The organism is Klebsiella sp. Q2 (assembly GCF_009900705.1).
GTDB lineage: Bacteria > Pseudomonadota > Gammaproteobacteria > Enterobacterales > Enterobacteriaceae > Klebsiella > Klebsiella quasipneumoniae.
In genome coordinates this window covers 634292-647965 of the sequence record NZ_JAAABE010000004.1, presented here as the reverse complement: position 1 = coordinate 647965, position 13674 = coordinate 634292, and the positions used below count along the sequence as shown (strand labels likewise).

15 protein-coding genes are annotated in these 13674 nt (G+C 57.2%); 8 read left to right on the top strand and 7 right to left on the bottom strand.

The features are described from left to right. Positions 1-69 precede the first annotated feature (69 nt). Together purN and purM are read right to left on the bottom strand one after the other, a co-directional pair. Positions 70-711: a phosphoribosylglycinamide formyltransferase gene (gene purN, locus GT756_RS18535; protein ID WP_004201920.1), complete on the bottom strand. Its 642-nt coding sequence runs from the start codon at positions 709-711 to the stop codon at positions 70-72. Beyond that, complete coding sequence (purM, locus tag GT756_RS18530) at positions 708-1745, bottom strand: phosphoribosylformylglycinamidine cyclo-ligase (protein WP_004201922.1); 1038 nt, start codon at positions 1743-1745, stop codon at positions 708-710. The genes purN and purM overlap by 4 nt, the downstream gene beginning before the upstream one ends. 263 nt (positions 1746-2008) lie before the next feature. Between purM and bglK the strand changes: the two genes are divergently transcribed. From bglK to GT756_RS18505, 5 genes are all read left to right on the top strand, one after another. Then, positions 2009-2902 carry a beta-glucoside kinase BglK gene (bglK, locus tag GT756_RS18525; RefSeq protein ID WP_064187546.1) on the top strand — a complete coding sequence of 298 codons (894 nt, stop codon included), beginning with the start codon at positions 2009-2011 and terminating at the stop codon, positions 2900-2902. Between the two features lie 9 nt (positions 2903-2911). After that, complete coding sequence (locus GT756_RS18520) at positions 2912-4342, top strand: 6-phospho-beta-glucosidase (RefSeq protein WP_043520157.1); 1431 nt, start codon at positions 2912-2914, stop codon at positions 4340-4342. A 226-nt stretch (positions 4343-4568) separates the two neighbouring features. Continuing rightward, entirely contained in the window at positions 4569-5195 is a 627-nt protein-coding gene (gene upp / locus GT756_RS18515; protein ID WP_004201927.1) for a uracil phosphoribosyltransferase, read from the top strand. An 86-nt stretch (positions 5196-5281) separates the two neighbouring features. After that, the gene (gene uraA / locus GT756_RS18510; protein ID WP_160124988.1) at positions 5282-6568 is read left to right on the top strand and encodes a uracil permease; all 1287 of its coding nucleotides are present in this window, start codon (positions 5282-5284) and stop codon (positions 6566-6568) included. A 98-nt stretch (positions 6569-6666) separates the two neighbouring features. After that, positions 6667-7368 (top strand): DnaA inactivator Hda, encoded by a 702-nt coding sequence (locus GT756_RS18505; protein WP_020947395.1) that lies wholly within the window; start codon positions 6667-6669, stop codon positions 7366-7368. Here GT756_RS18505 and GT756_RS18500 read toward each other — a convergent pair. From GT756_RS18500 to bepA, 3 genes are all read right to left on the bottom strand, one after another. Then, the gene (locus GT756_RS18500; RefSeq protein ID WP_160124987.1) at positions 7365-8288 is read right to left on the bottom strand and encodes an Rpn family recombination-promoting nuclease/putative transposase; all 924 of its coding nucleotides are present in this window, start codon (positions 8286-8288) and stop codon (positions 7365-7367) included. The genes GT756_RS18505 and GT756_RS18500 overlap by 4 nt on opposite strands. A 126-nt stretch (positions 8289-8414) precedes the next feature. Further along, positions 8415-8774, bottom strand: coding sequence for an arsenate reductase (glutaredoxin) (arsC, locus tag GT756_RS18495; protein WP_004201931.1), 360 nt, complete (start codon positions 8772-8774; stop codon positions 8415-8417). A 9-nt stretch (positions 8775-8783) separates the two neighbouring features. After that, on the bottom strand, positions 8784-10247 hold the full coding sequence (gene bepA, locus GT756_RS18490; RefSeq protein ID WP_004201932.1) for a beta-barrel assembly-enhancing protease: 1464 nt from the start codon (positions 10245-10247) through the stop codon (positions 8784-8786). Positions 10248-10298: 51 nt separating this feature from the next. Between bepA and GT756_RS25970 the strand changes: the two genes are divergently transcribed. Together GT756_RS25970 and GT756_RS18485 are read left to right on the top strand one after the other, a co-directional pair. Next, positions 10299-10415 (top strand): hypothetical protein, encoded by a 117-nt coding sequence (locus GT756_RS25970; RefSeq protein ID WP_032425793.1) that lies wholly within the window; start codon positions 10299-10301, stop codon positions 10413-10415. 54 nt (positions 10416-10469) lie between these two features. Continuing rightward, entirely contained in the window at positions 10470-11534 is a 1065-nt protein-coding gene (locus tag GT756_RS18485; protein ID WP_004201933.1) for an AI-2E family transporter, read from the top strand. Between the two features lie 60 nt (positions 11535-11594). On the opposite strand, the gene bcp is transcribed toward GT756_RS18485, so the two are convergent. Further along, a complete protein-coding gene (bcp, locus tag GT756_RS18480; protein ID WP_004201935.1) occupies positions 11595-12065 on the bottom strand; it encodes a thioredoxin-dependent thiol peroxidase in 471 nt (156 codons plus the stop codon). Positions 12066-12068: 3 nt separating this feature from the next. Further along, the gene (locus GT756_RS18475) at positions 12069-12635 is read right to left on the bottom strand and encodes a glycine cleavage system transcriptional repressor (RefSeq protein WP_002913804.1); all 567 of its coding nucleotides are present in this window, start codon (positions 12633-12635) and stop codon (positions 12069-12071) included. 153 nt (positions 12636-12788) lie between these two features. Between GT756_RS18475 and dapA the strand changes: the two genes are divergently transcribed. Further along, a complete protein-coding gene (gene dapA, locus GT756_RS18470) occupies positions 12789-13667 on the top strand; it encodes a 4-hydroxy-tetrahydrodipicolinate synthase (RefSeq protein ID WP_017900447.1) in 879 nt (292 codons plus the stop codon). Positions 13668-13674: the final 7 nt, after the last annotated feature.

The following is a 13674-nucleotide window of genomic DNA, read 5'->3' as shown; positions in this document are numbered from 1 at the left end:
GAGATGTTTGATTAATAAACAATTTTAATTAAAAAAAAGCCCCGCGATAGAGAAAGGCGGGGCTGTTGTTCATTCTTCAGCGGCATAGCCCTGGGGGGGAAGTTGTCGTTCATCCAGCCAGGCGTGGTTGCCCACCATGCGCAGACGCCCCTCGACGAACCAGCTGATCACCAGCGGATAAATGGCATGTTCCTGGGTCTGTACCCGCGCCGTGACCTCTTCCTCGCTGTCGCCAGCAAAGACCGGCACTTTGGCCTGCAGGATAACCGGACCGCCATCCAGCTCATCGGTGACGAAGTGCACCGAGGTCCCATGCTCCTCGTCACCGTTTTCCAACACCTGGCGATGGGTATGCAGGCCAGGATACTTCGGCAGTAACGAAGGGTGGATGTTCAGCAGTCGTCCCTGATAGTGGCTGACAAAGGCCGGGCTAAGGATACGCATATAGCCCGCCAGCACCACCAGATCCGGGGCGTAGGCGTCAATTTCATGCATCAGCTGACGATCGAACGCTTCCCGGTCGGCAAACTGACTTTGCGCCAGCGCGTGGGCCGGGATCCCGGCCGCGCGCGCGCGCTCAAGGCCGAACGCATCGGCCTTGTTACTGAATACCGCACGCAGGGTGCCGTTTATCTGTTTCCGGCCACAGGCGTCGATGATCGCCTGCAAATTACTGCCGCTACCGGAAATCAGCACCACAATGTTTTTCATGCAATGACCACACGCTGTTCGGAATCGGAGGCTTTGATATACCCGATTTTCCACGCGTTTTCACCTTTCTCGTTCAGCAGGGCAATGGCCTTGTCTGCTTCTGCTGCCGGCAGGGCGATAACCATCCCCACGCCGCAGTTAAAGGTACGGTACATCTCATGCTGGCTGACGTTACCGGCGGTTTGCAGCCAGTTGAAAACGGACGGCCACTGCCAGGAAGACTCATCAATCACCGCCTGGGTGTTGTCCGGCAGTACGCGCGGGATGTTTTCCCAGAAGCCGCCGCCGGTCAGATGGGCGATGGCGTGGACGTCAACGCTGGCAATAAGGTCGAGAACCGATTTCACATAGATGCGGGTCGGCGCCAGCAAATGGTCGGCCAGCGGTTTGCCGTCAAGGTCGGTGGTCTGTGGGTCAACGCCGCTAACTTCAATAATCTTACGCACCAGCGAATAGCCGTTAGAGTGCGGGCCGCTGGAGGCCAGCGCCACCAGCACATCGCCGTCAGCGACTTTGCTGCCGTCGATGATTTCTGATTTTTCCACCACCCCGACGCAAAAACCCGCCACGTCGTAATCTTCGCCGTGGTACATCCCCGGCATCTCTGCGGTCTCACCGCCCACCAGCGCGCAACCGGACTGCAGGCAGCCTTCGGCGATGCCGTTGATGACGCTGGCTGCGGTATCGACGTCCAGTTTACCGGTGGCGTAGTAATCAAGGAAAAACAGTGGTTCAGCGCCCTGAACCACCAGGTCGTTCACGCACATGGCGACCAGGTCGATGCCGATGGTGTCGTGACGCTTCAGATCCATTGCCAGACGCAGCTTGGTACCGACGCCGTCGGTGCCGGAGACCAGTACCGGCTCGCGGTATTTCTGCGGCAGTGCGCACAGCGCGCCGAATCCGCCCAGTCCACCCATCACTTCCGGGCGACGGGTTTTCTTCACCACGCCCTTAATACGGTCGACGAGAGCGTTGCCTGCATCAATATCCACGCCGGCATCTTTATAGCTGAGAGAGGTTTTGTCGGTCACTGCGAAGTCTCCACGCGTTTGCGGTAAGCAAGAAAAATCGGCGCAATTCTAACAGGGAAAGCAAACGTTTGCGAGCCTGCTTTACAGTCGGCTTAAAACCGTTGGCGGATGGTCAAATTTGATACTGCTCACGAAAATGAAACCGGGTACAGCCTTGTGCTTGCCTCAGTGTCAGGTAATCCCCATCATATTACTGAAACCGGTTTCTGTGATTGATCGCCGTATGGATTACCGGTGATTTATGTTCGACAGGGGAGGGATGAATGAAGATTGCGGCATTTGATATCGGTGGCACCGCGTTAAAGATGGGCGTCATGACCCGCGACGGAAGGCTGCTGGAAACCGCGAAGCAGTCAATCAATGACAGCGATGGCGATCATATCTTACAGACCATGCTGTCGTGGCTGGCGGCCCACCCGTCATGCGAAGGCATTGCCATCAGCGCGCCGGGCTATGTCGATCCGCACAGCGGATTTATCACCATGGGCGGCGCTATCCGTCGCTTTGATAACTTCGCCATGAAATCATGGCTCGAGACGCAAACCGGGCTGCCGGTCTCGGTGGAAAACGACGCCAACTGTGTGCTGCTTGCCGAGCGCTGGCAGGGTAAAGCGGCGGAGATGGCCAATTTTCTGGTGCTCACTATCGGCACTGGCATCGGTGGAGCGATTTTTTGCCAACATCAGCTGATCCACGGGGCGCGTTTTCGCGCCGGCGAGTTCGGCTATATGCTTACCGATCGTCCCGGCGGACGCGATCCCCGTCGCTACTCGATGAATGAAAACTGCACCCTGCGGGTGCTGCGCTATCGCTATGCAGAACATATTGGCGCGCCGCTGGATAGCGTCACTGGCGAAATGATTTTTGACCGCTATGACGCCGGCGACCCGGTTTGCCAGCGTCTGGTCGCCGAGTTCTTCAATGGCCTGGGCCATGGCCTTTATAACCTCGTCAATATCTTCGATCCGCAGACCATTTTTATCGGCGGCGGCGTTGTGGAACGTCCTGGATTTCTGACGCTGCTGCGCCAGCATCTGGCCTGGTTCGGCATTGCCGACTATCTCGATACCGTCAGTCACGGCAACGATGCCGGCCTGATTGGCGCGGTTTACCATTTCAATCAGCACTATCGTTCGCCTGGCGACGATCGACCTTAGGGAGAGACTATGTCCGGATTTAAAGAAGGTTTTTTGTGGGGCGGCGCGGTGGCGGCGCATCAGTTAGAGGGCGGCTGGCAGGAGGGGGGCAAGGGGGTCAGCGTGGCGGATGTGATGACCGCCGGCGCCCACGGCGTGCCGCGGGAAATCACCGACGGCGTGGTGGCGGGAAAAAACTACCCGAACCATGAGGCGATCGATTTTTATCATCGCTACCCGCAGGACCTGGCGCTGTTTGCCGAAATGGGCTTCAAATGTTTCCGCACCTCGATTGCCTGGACGCGTATTTTCCCGCAGGGCGATGAACAGGAGCCGAACGAGGCTGGCCTGCAGTTTTATGACGATCTGTTCGACGAATGTCTGAAACACGGTATTGAACCGGTCATTACGCTGTCGCATTTTGAAATGCCCTATCACCTGGTCACCGAGTACGGCGGCTGGCGTAACCGCAAGCTGATCGACTTTTTCGTGCGCTTCGCCAGGGTCGTCTTCACCCGCTATCAGCATAAAGTGAAGTACTGGATGACCTTCAACGAGATCAACAACCAGGCTAACTACCATGAGGACTTTGCCCCTTTCACCAACTCCGGTCTGAAGTATTTACCGGGTGAAGATCGGGAACCGGTAATGTACCAGGCCGCACATTATGAGCTGGTGGCCAGCGCCCTGGCGGTGAAAGCGGCGCGCGAGATCAACCCTGCTCTGCAGATAGGCTGCATGATCGCCATGTGCCCTATCTATCCGCTGACCTGCGCGCCGGACGATATGATGATGGCGATGAACGCCATGCACCGTCGGTACTGGTTCACCGATGTCCACGTGCGCGGCCGCTATCCGCAGCATCTGCTCAACTATTTTGCCCGCCGCGGCTTTAGCTTGGACATCACCGAAGCCGATCGTCAGGCGTTAACCGAAGGCTGTGTCGACTACATCGGCTTTAGCTACTATATGTCCTTCGCCACCAAAGCCACCGAAGACAACCCCTTGCTCGATTATGATGAAACCACCAGCCTGGTCTCCAACCCGTACGTGAAAAAGTCGGACTGGGGCTGGCAGATTGACCCGGTCGGCCTGCGCTATTCGCTGAACTGGTTCTGGGATCACTATCAGCTACCGCTGTTTATTGTCGAAAACGGTTTTGGCGCGATCGATGTTCGTGAAGCGGACGGCAGCGTGGATGACCAGTACCGTATCGATTATCTCTCCGCGCATATAGCGGAGATGAAAAAGGCGGTGGTCGAGGATGGCGTCGATCTGATGGGTTATACCCCGTGGGGCTGTATCGATCTGGTTTCCGCCGGAACGGGGGAGATGAAAAAACGCTACGGCTTTATCTACGTGGATAAAGATAATGAAGGCAACGGCACGATGGAGCGCAGTAAGAAGAAGTCGTTCGACTGGTATAAGAAGGTGATTGCCAGCAACGGGGAGCAGCTATAATTCCCCCGTGGCGCTGCGCTTATCGGGCCGGCGGGGTTTGCGGTCCGGGTAAGCGTTAGCGCCGCCCGGCAGAACCCCGCGCTAAAACCGGAGCCTCGCCTCCGGTTTTTTTGTCTCTAAATCACTTTGCTTGATATACGTCAAGCAAGATGGGTATGGCCTAATCCGAAAAAAGCGGTATAATCCCGCGATTTTTTTTGTGGCTGCCCCTCAGAGGAGAAAGAGAATGAAGATTGTGGAAGTCAAACACCCACTCGTCAAACACAAGCTGGGCCTGATGCGCGAGCACGACATCAGCACCAAACGCTTCCGTGAACTCGCCTCTGAAGTGGGCAGCTTACTGACTTATGAAGCCACCGCCGATCTGGCGACCGAGAAAGTGACCATCGAAGGCTGGAACGGCCCGGTGGAAGTTGAGCAGATCAAGGGCAAGAAAATTACCGTCGTGCCAATCCTGCGCGCAGGCCTCGGCATGATGGAAGGGGTACTTGAGCACGTGCCGAGCGCGCGTATCAGCGTGGTGGGTATTTATCGCAATGAAGAGACCCTCGAGCCGGTACCTTACTTCCAGAAGCTGGTGTCCAACATCGATGAGCGTATGGCGCTGGTGGTTGACCCGATGCTGGCCACCGGTGGGTCGATGATCGCCACTATCGATCTGCTGAAAAACGCCGGCTGCACCAGCATCAAGGTGCTGGTACTAGTGGCGGCGCCGGAAGGAATTGCCGCGCTGGAGAAAGCGCACCCGGACGTTGAGCTGTACACCGCCTCTGTCGATAAGGGACTGAACGAGCACGGGTACATCATTCCCGGTCTCGGCGATGCCGGCGACAAGATCTTTGGTACGAAATAATCGCATAACGATAAATAAGCCGACTTTGAGAGTCGGCTTTTTTTTGAATAAAACACACATAACTAACCATCTCAGAGGAAAACACTATGACGCGCCGTGCTATCGGGGTGAGTGAAAGACCGCCGCTTTTACAGACTATCCCGCTTAGTTTGCAGCACCTGTTTGCCATGTTTGGCGCAACGGTGCTGGTGCCAATCCTGTTCCACATCAACCCGGCCACCGTGCTGCTGTTCAACGGTATTGGTACGCTGCTGTACCTCTTTATCTGTAAAGGCAAAATCCCGGCGTATCTGGGATCGAGTTTCGCCTTTATCTCTCCGGTGCTGCTCCTGCTGCCGCTGGGCTATGAAGTGGCGCTGGGCGGTTTCATTATGTGCGGCGTGCTGTTCTGCCTCGTCTCCTTTATTGTCAAAAAAGCCGGTACCGGCTGGCTGGATGTGATGTTCCCCCCGGCGGCGATGGGGGCCATCGTGGCGGTTATCGGTCTGGAGCTAGCGGGCGTGGCGGCCAACATGGCCGGGCTGCTGCCGGCCGACGGCCAGTCGCCGGACAGTAAAACCATTATTATCTCGATGGTGACCCTGGCGGTGACGGTGTTTGGTTCGGTCTTGTTCCGCGGCTTCCTGGCGATTATCCCGATCCTGATTGGCGTTCTGGTGGGCTATGCGCTGTCGTTTGTGATGGGCGTGGTCGATACCACCCCGATCGCCCAAGCGCACTGGTTCGCGCTGCCAACCTTCTACACGCCGCGTTTTGAATGGTTCGCCATCTTCACCATTCTGCCCGCTGCGCTGGTGGTGATTGCCGAGCACGTCGGTCACCTGGTGGTGACGGCTAATATCGTCAAACGCGATCTGATCCGCGACCCGGGCCTGCATCGTTCGATGTTTGCCAATGGCCTGTCGACGATCGTTTCCGGCTTCTTCGGCTCGACGCCTAACACCACCTACGGGGAAAATATCGGCGTGATGGCGATTACCCGCGTCTACAGTACCTGGGTTATCGGTGGCGCGGCGATCATTGCGATTCTGCTCTCCTGCGTCGGCAAACTGGCGGCGGCGATCCAGATCATCCCGGTGCCGGTGATGGGCGGCGTGTCGCTGCTGCTGTACGGGGTAATCGGCGCCTCAGGGATCCGCGTACTGATTGAATCGAAGGTGGATTACAGCAAGGCGCAGAATCTGATTCTCACCTCCGTGATCCTGATCATCGGCGTCAGCGGTGCCAAAGTGCACATCGGTGCCGCTGAGCTGAAAGGGATGGCGCTGGCCACCATCGTCGGTATCGCACTCAGCCTGATTTTCAAGCTTATCAGCGTCCTGCGTCCGGAAGAGGTGGTTCTCGACGCCGCGGATAGCGAAGAGGTTAAATAACGATCGTCTGACCGGGCGGCGATCCCGCCCGGTTCTCTCCGGACCTAAATCTGTGATAAACTCTTCGCGTTTTTCTGTAAGCCTATGTTGAGGTCCATCTGAACGCACCGGCACAGCTCTCTTTGCCACTGTATCTTCCTGACGACGAAACCTTCGCGAGTTTCTGGCCGGGTGATAATCCTTCCCTACTTGCTGCCCTCCAGAACGTACTGCGCCAGGAACACAGCGGGTATATTTATATCTGGTCACGTGAAGGGGCGGGTCGCAGCCACCTGTTACATGCCGCCTGCGCCGAGCTTTCCCAGCGCGGGGATGCCGTGGGCTACGTGCCGCTGGATAAACGCACCTGGTTTGTGCCGGAGGTGCTGGAGGGGATGGAACAGCTGGCGCTGGTCTGCATCGATAACATCGAGTGCGTCGCCGGGGATGAGCCCTGGGAAATGGCCATCTTTAATCTCTACAACCGGATCCTGGAATCAGGTAAAACCCGTCTGCTGATCACCGGGGACCGGCCGCCGCGGCAACTGAATCTTGGTCTGCCGGATCTCGCCTCGCGGCTTGACTGGGGGCAGATCTATAAGCTGCAGCCGCTGTCGGATGAAGACAAGCTGCAGGCCCTGCAGCTGCGCGCCAGACTGCGCGGCTTCGAGATGCCGGAGGACGTTTGCCGCTTCCTGCTGAAGCGGCTGGATCGCGAAATGCGCTCGCTGTTTATGACCCTCGATCAGCTGGATCATGCCTCGATTACCGCTCAGCGCAAGCTGACGATCCCCTTCGTGAAAGAGATCCTTAAACTCTAGTCCGCCTGCGGAGTCAGTTCCTCCTCCGTCAGCCCGGTCAACCGGGCGACCAGATCGCGCGCCAGGCCACTGTGTAGCATAGCGGCGGCGATACGCTGCGCCTCTTCCTTCCGGCCTTCCTGACGGCCCTGCGCCAGGCCCTGCGCCAGGCCCCGCTCCAGGCCCTGTTGTTCCAGATATTCCGCAATTGTCATCAACGTCTCCTTGTGCTGCGGCGTACGTAACGCCAGCTCGCGAATGAACTTGATCGGCTCTCGCGCGTTGCCTGCCTGCACCAGATAGTGCATCAGGGCTTGTACCTGCGATTCCGTCGCCAGACCAGTCAATAATAATTCGCTCAGCTTGTCGAGGAGCTGCGCCAGATCGCGTTGTCGAATATGTTTTTGCAGTAACTCCAGCGTCGCCATGCGCTGATGGGTGGCAATGTCGTCATCCGGAATGACGGTAATGTCCGCCAGCGGAAACGCCCCGTGATAAAGGTGGCCGGCCAGCTCCGGAGCGACGAATTCATCGAGCCAGCGCAGCGAGAACGGGTAGGGGCTCACCAGACCGTGGTAGAAGAGAACAGGGATCACCAGCGGCAGCCGATCGTGGCCGGCATCAAGGTGGCGCTGCATGGCTGCGATAGCGTAGCGCATCAGACGAAAGGCCATATGCCGATCGGGCGTGCTCTGGTGTTCGATAAGCGCATAAATATAGTCGTCTCCCGCCGTGGTTTTCAGGGAATACAGAATGTCGGCGTAAAAGGGACGCAGATCGTCTTCGACAAAATGCCCGGACTCGAGATGCAGCGTACGCAGATCGCACACCTTAAGCAGCGTCTCGGGCAGGTACAGCCGCAGAAAATCGCGGGCGGTATCAGGATGGGAGAGATAGCTCTTAAATACGGCATCATGAGGCGTTGAGGTTGGTTTTTTCATGTTCATCCGTCCAGTGGATTGAGCGATAGATGAACAGTAGCACTGCAAGGCGGGCGGGAGGGATTGGCGTGGAAGATCTGGAATCGGCTACGTAAAAAAGCGCCGCGATAGCGCGGCGCGGGTGGGTTAGCTTACGATCTCGAGGACCTGCTCCGGCGGTCGGCCAATACGCGCCTGGCCGCGGCTAACGACAATGGGGCGTTCGATAAGCTTAGGATTGGCGACCATCGCCTGTATCAGCGCCGCGTCGCTGAGCGCCGGGTCGGCAAGATTGAGCGATTTATACAGATCCTCTTTCTGGCGCATGAGCTCGCGGGGGCTCTCCATACCCAGCAGCTGCAGCAGTTGACGCAGCGTCCCGGCATCCGGTGGCGTCTCAAGATAAAGCACCACCTCAGGATCGATGCCGTGGCTCTTCAACAGGCTCAGCGTTTCGCGGCTCTTCGAGCAGCGTGGGTTATGGTAAATTTTTACCGCGTCGGTCATGGGGTCTCCTTACATTTTTTGGTAGGGGCGGAAGCGGGCCTGTAGCTCACGTAGCTGGTCGATGCGGGCATCGTAGCGGGCCTGCTGCAGACTACCGAGTTTCACTTGCGAGCTGGCGCTGCTGAGCAGGGAAATCGCCTGTTCCAGCTGGCCGACCAGCGCCATGCTTTCTGCCCGCGCCGCCAGCTCCTGGTCGCGATTGCCCAGGGCGCCTTCCGCCTGAGCCAGCAGGTCCCAGCCGTTGCCATCCTCTTTATAGGTAAAGGTATAACGATTCAGGATGGTCGCCGCTTCCCCGGGCTGGCCGCCCTGCAGCAGGGCGTTGGCCAGGTTCAACTGCAGCACCGGATTGGTGCGCAGCTCGCGGGCGTTTTTAAGGCGGTTGATGGCGTCGCCGGTTTTCTTCTGCCCGAGGTCGATATCGGTAGCCAGATCGAGATACCAGGGATTTTGCGGATCGGCACTGAGCAGCGGCTGCAGCGTTTTGCGCGCCTGGTCAAAGTTGTTGCTTTCCATCGCCAGCAGGGCGCGGCCATACTGCGCGGCATGCTGCTGGCGGATATTGCCTTTATCCCAGGCGTTGAGCAGATCGGTGCCTAGCTTATTGTCGCCGTTGGTGTACATTCCGAGAGTACGCGCCTTCGCCAGATAGAAGTCCGCTGAGGACTGTACGACAACCGGGCGCATCTGGTTGGCGCGGTTACGGGCATCGGCAAGCCGGCTTTCCGGCAGGGGGTGGGTGAGCAGCATTTCCGGCGGCCGCGTTGAGTAACGCGACTCATCAAGCAGTTTACCCATAAACATCGGCATGGCCTGCGGGTCGAATCCTGAGCGTTGCAGAACCTGAATACCGATCCGGTCGGCCTCTTCTTCGTTCTGACGGGTGAAGCTGATCATGCCCTGTTGGGTGCCGGCCAGCGTCCCGGTCAGCGCCGCCATTCCGGCCTGCGGGCTGGCCATCGCCAGCAGAATTGAACCCAACGCGCCGACCCAGGTCAGCGGCGCATTGCGCTTCTGATCTTCCATTGCGCGGGCAAGATGCCGCTGCGTAACGTGGGAAATTTCGTGCGCCATGACAGAGGCCAGTTCGCTCTCATTATCGGAATAGCGGAACAGGGCCGAGTGGAGGACCACATTGCCGCCGAAGAAGGCGAAGGCGTTGATTTGGTCGTTATTAATCAAATAGAAGTGGAACGGGGTGCGCACCGAATTCGCATGCGAGACCAGACGCATGCCCAGCCCGTTGATGTATTGCACCAGCAGAGGGTCGTTGATCAGCGGCGCGCTGCCGCGCAGCTGGCGGACGTAGTAATCCCCCATCTGCATTTCCTGACCAATCGACAGCGTGCTTCCTGCGGAGGTCCCCATGTCCGGCAGGGTATCTGCGGAGTCAGCAAAAGCAGGGCCTAACGAACCCAGCGTCAGCGACGCGATCACGGTCGCCACCAGCGTTTTCTTCAACTGCCTGAACATAACCTCTGTCCTGTAATGTGGGTGTGCCAGTTTGACCGATTGTGCGACGCAATGTTCCCTGGCCGCATCCCAGCGAGTTTAGCTGGCGTTAGACACATTGAAAATAGGTTCTTCACGGCGGAGACGGGTTTGTCTGCTGCGCATCAAAAAGCGAAGTCTTTTTTGTGACATTTCGATACAATTCCCCCGTTTGTCGCCGCTTTGCGCTTCAGGGAAGGTTTTATGCTCGAGATGTTAATGCAGTGGTACCGCCGTCGATTCAGCGACCCTGAGGCGATAGCGCTGCTGGTTATTTTGCTTGCCGGTTTCGGCATCATGTTCTTTTTCAGCGGCCTGCTGGCCCCGTTACTGGTGGCTATCGTGCTGGCCTATTTGCTGGAGTGGCCGACTGTGCGCCTGGAGCGCATCGGTCTGTCGCGCACCTGGGCGACCTCGCTGGTGCTGATCCTCTTCGTGGGCATCCTGCTGTTGCTGGCCTTCGTGGTGCTGCCGGTGGCCTGGCAGCAGGGGATCTACCTTATCCGCGATATGCCGGGCATGCTCAACAAGCTCTCTGATTTCGCCGCCACGCTGCCGCGGCGCTATCCGGCGTTAATGGATGCCGGCATCATCGATGCGATGGCGGAAAATATGCGCACCCGGATGCTGACGGTGGGCGACTCGGTGGTCAAGTATTCTCTCGCCTCGCTGGTGGGGCTGCTTACGCTGGCGGTGTATCTGGTGCTGGTGCCGCTGATGGTCTTCTTCCTGCTGAAGGATAAAGAGCAGATGCTCAACGCGGTACGCCGCGTGCTGCCGCGCAACCGCGGCCTGGCCGGGCAGGTATGGAAGGAGATGAACCAGCAAATCACCAACTACATTCGCGGTAAGGTGCTGGAGATGATTGTCGTCAGCGTCGCCACCTGGATAGGCTTCATCCTTTTCGGCCTCAACTACTCGCTGCTGTTGGCGGTGCTGGTGGGCTTCTCGGTGCTGATCCCCTATATCGGCGCATTTGTGGTGACCATTCCGGTGGTGGGGGTGGCGCTGTTTCAGTTTGGCGCGGGCACCGAGTTCTGGAGTCTGTTCGCGGTCTATCTGATTATTCAGGGGCTTGACGGCAATCTGCTGGTCCCGGTGCTGTTCTCGGAAGCGGTGAATCTGCACCCGCTGGTGATTATCCTGTCGGTGGTGATCTTTGGCGGTTTGTGGGGGTTCTGGGGCGTCTTCTTCGCCATTCCGCTGGCCACGTTGATTAAAGCGGTGGTGCATGCCTGGCCGGATGGCCTGGTGGTCGACGACGACTAAGGCATTGAGGATAAAAAAAGACGCCGGGCGAGGTTCTCTCACCCGGCGTCTTGCTTTGCATCAGGCGTTTTCTTTCAGCCAGTTCAGCACCACGTCGTGGTGATTGCTGGTTTTGAAGTCATCAAAGACGTGTTCGATTTTGCCATCGGCATCGACGAGGAAGCTGATACGGTGGATCCCGTCGTAGGTTTTCCCCATAAAGGATTTTTCGCCCCAGACGCCAAACTGCTCGCAAACCTGATGGTTTTCATCAGACAGCAGCGTAAAGTTCAGCAGCTCTTTTTCGGCGAAGCGGGAGAGCTTTTCCGGTTTATCGGTGCTGATGCCCAGCACTTCCACACCGGCTTTCTTCAGGTCGTCCATGTTGTCGCGCAAGCCGCACGCCTGGACGGTGCAGCCCGGGGTCATGGCCTTCGGGTAAAAATAAACCAGGACACGCTGTCCCTGGAAGTCGGTTAAATTTACTTCCTCGCCGTCCTGGTCCGGTAAGCTAAATTTCGGTGCAAGATCACCGGCTTTCAGTGGGGTCATGGGTTAAACTCCATCCTGTTCATCATGCTGTGAATAATTAACGATGTTAATACTGCCTTGTGCGTTGAGTTCTGTACATAGGGCTTTGAACGCTTGTTCGATATTTGCTGCATTTTGCGTCGCAGGACTGTGGGCAGTTATCTGAATAAAAAGCTGCGCGGAATCACCGTCTCCCGGCTGCGTGCGGGAAACCAGTTCCGCGATATTCATATTCCATGTATCGCACAGGGCAGTGAAGCGCTCGATGATATGCGGTGAGTCCGGCACCTCAACCTGGACCCAGACGGTGTTTGGCATGGCCTGCGGGGGGCGCGCGGTGGTGCGTTTCATCACGATCAACAGCTCCAGCTCCGCGCCTTTCAGCGGCAGGGTTGATTCGATCAGGTTAATCGCATTCCACGACCCGGAAAGCAGCATGATAAACGTAAACTCATCACCGAGCATGGCCAGCCGGCTGTCTTCGATATTACAACCGCAGCTGCTGACGTGGCGAGTGATCGTATTCACGATGCCGGGACGGTCAGCCCCCAGGGCGGTAATAACCAGATAGTGTTGTAATGAGGCTGTCAAACCTGTTCTTCCTTTAAAAAGGTGAGGTAACATTAGGAAAGCATAAAAAAAACCGCCATACAACATCCCTGATGGCGTCGGGTCTCTTGCTTTTATTGCAGCTCCAAACGTAACATTGAGAATCTTGTCGCACTTCTGCTCTGAGGATGGCCCATGTTCACGGGAAGTATTGTAGCGCTTGTCACGCCGATGGATGAAAACGGTAATGTCTGCCGGACAAGCCTGAAAAAACTGATTGATTACCATGTCGCCAACGGAACCTCGGCGATCGTTTCGGTAGGGACTACCGGTGAATCCGCAACGCTGAGCCATGAAGAGCACGGCGACGTGGTGATGATGACGCTGGAACTGGCTGACGGGCGTATCCCGGTGATCGCTGGAACGGGAGCCAATGCAACCGCAGAGGCGATTAGCCTGACCAAGCGTTTTAACGACAGCGGCGTTGTCGGCTGCCTGACGGTCACTCCTTATTATAACCGTCCTACCCAGGAAGGCCTGTTCCAGCACTTTAAAGCTATCGCCGAACATACTGACCTGCCGCAAATTCTGTATAATGTGCCGTCCCGTACCGGTTGCGATATGCTGCCGGAAACCGTTGGCCGTCTGGCGGAAATTAAAAATATTGTCGGTATTAAGGAAGCTACAGGGAACTTAAGTCGCGTTCACCAGATCAAAGAGCTGGTTTCAGACGACTTTATTCTGCTGAGCGGTGACGATGCGACCGGTATGGACTTCATGCAGCTCGGCGGCGTGGGCGTGATTTCCGTCACCGCCAACGTGGCGGCGCGCGAAATGGCCGACATGTGCCGTCTGGCGCTGGCGGGTCAATTTGCCGAAGCCCGGGCGATTAACCAGCGTCTGATGCCATTGCATACAAAATTATTTGTCGAACCCAATCCTATCCCGGTGAAATGGGGATGCAAGGCGTTGGGTCTTGTGGCGACCGATACGCTGCGCTTGCCGATGACGCCTATCACCGACCAGGGTCGTGAAGCCGTTACCGCCGCGCTGAAGCATGCCGGTTTGCTGTAAAGTTTAG